The 1,873-nt window shown below is 63.4% G+C and carries 2 protein-coding genes; both read left to right on the forward strand.

Annotated elements, in window-relative coordinates:
- A partial coding sequence (locus tag LH128_RS19275; protein ID WP_037520342.1) for a hypothetical protein occupies nucleotides 1–632 on the forward strand: 632 nt, incomplete at its 5' end.
- Nucleotides 633–998: 366 nt separating this feature from the next.
- Nucleotides 999–1,667: a TetR/AcrR family transcriptional regulator gene (locus LH128_RS31500; protein ID WP_008831357.1), complete on the forward strand. Its 669-nt coding sequence runs from the start codon at nucleotides 999–1,001 to the stop codon at nucleotides 1,665–1,667.
- The last annotated feature ends 206 nt before the right edge of the window (nucleotides 1,668–1,873 follow it).

The raw sequence follows: 1,873 nt of genomic DNA on the forward strand, positions 1-1,873 counted from the left end.
CGCTGCTGCTGACCGGCGATCTGCCGTCCGACGCGCGGCGGCGCTACAAGCTGATCCGCGCACGCTACAAGCACTTGCGCTTCGCCCTCGTCCTCTACGGCAGGAACCACCGCGCCCCGCTGCTGTTCCGCGCGACGGTGGCGGTGATGGGACACCTGCAAGACTCCTACCGCAACGGGCGCCGAACGGCGGTGCTGGGCTATGCGCTGCTGCTGCGGATGCTGCTGATGCGCTCCGTGTGGATCGCCGTACAGCGCGAAGTCGCGGGTGTGCGGCTGGACGGCGCCGAAGGGTTCCTGCGCTTCCGCCGCGCCGAAGTCGGCCGCCTCAGGCTATGGCTGGGCGAGGGGCTGGGCGAGGCCAAGCTGACCGCGCACCGCTTCCACGCCATGCGCAAGATCATCAGCCGTCAGGTCTCGTTCTACGACACCATGCGCACGCTGGAACCCGACGAGAGGATATTCCGCATGTCTCGCTTCCTCAGCGCGATCAATGGGCTGATGGGCAGCCTTCACGACGATCTGGTCGAGGAATCGGTCGCCGGGCGCAATGACTACCACCGCGACGAATTCCGCGTGCCCCAAGACATCCGCGACCGCCTGAGCAGCCTGACTCGGGCCTACCCAAACTGATCCTGCCCCGGGCAACACCACCGGTGGGGTCGAAAGGAATCTCGCAAAATCGAAGCTAAGGGAAGCTGGAGATTTTGCATGAAGAAGTCGAAGTTCATGCGGAAGTCGATCGCATTAGCGCTGGGGCAGGCTCAAATCCTTGACGCATGTGCTAATCAGGTCAGGCATGGCGGCCCTTGTTCAATGGCTTGTCCTCGCGGTCACCAGACGGCGCGGCCAAGGCAGCGGTTAACGTTGCACCGCATGCCCTTTCCGTCTCCGACCGAAAATCATGCTGACAATCTCGATGTCCCCGATTGCCGCGAGGCCCCGCGCTGGTCTATGCGCGGGGTCATGCACTTTCACCGAAAATCGGGCTGAGGCGGCATGCCGCGCGTAGTCGACCATGACGAGCGCCGACTGCAGATCGCCCAGGTCGTGGACCAGTTGGTCTACGAACAGGGAGTGCAGGCCGTCACGATCCGCGAAGTCGCCTCCCGCGTTGGATACAGCACAACGGTCGTTTCGCACTATTTCAGCAGCAAGCTGGAAATGCTGGTCTTCACCCATCAGGTCGCGCGCCGGATGGCCGAGGGGCTGATCGACGAGGCTGTCCGCACCAACCGCCCCCTGCTTGAGACGCTGGAAGAGCTGCTGCCGACCACCGAGGAGCGCTGGCGCAACTGGCACACCTGGTTCGCCTTCTGGGGCATGGCACCGGCCGAACCCGATGTGACACGCGAATGGCGCGAAGGCACCAGCAACGCGCACCATCTGTTCCTGCGCCTTATCAAGAGCGCCCAGGACGCGGGGCAATTTCCCGAAGCCGTCGACTGCGTTCTGGCCGCGACCCGCATCCAGATTCTCGTCAACGGGATAGCTTCGCTCGTGTCGCAGGATCGGGCCGGTTGGCCGCCCGAGCGCCAGAAGCAGACCCTGCGCGACCTGCTCCAGAGCGTTTTCCCGCTCACTCCAAAGTGCCGACCGTCAGCTATATCTCGCGGCTGTCGCTCGGAGTTGTGCAATAGCGCCATCGGCAGGAACCGCTTGCTGTGAGGGCAGCGAAGCTTGGTTCTCTAGCGTATGATCCGCAACATTCTCTCTGTCCCGATGTCGCACCCGATTTGTCTCGCCAAGGGAGGCATGAGATGCGGACGGTTCGCAATGCTCGGGGAGCGAACCCTATGTTGCAGGCGACGACGAGCAGCGAGTGCTGTCGATCCAGTCTTTGGCGCTCTCCAAGCGCGTCATTGCCCCTGTAA

Source organism: Sphingomonas sp. LH128 (assembly GCF_000293195.2).
In the GTDB taxonomy this organism is placed as follows: Bacteria; Pseudomonadota; Alphaproteobacteria; order Sphingomonadales; family Sphingomonadaceae; genus Novosphingobium; species Novosphingobium resinovorum_A.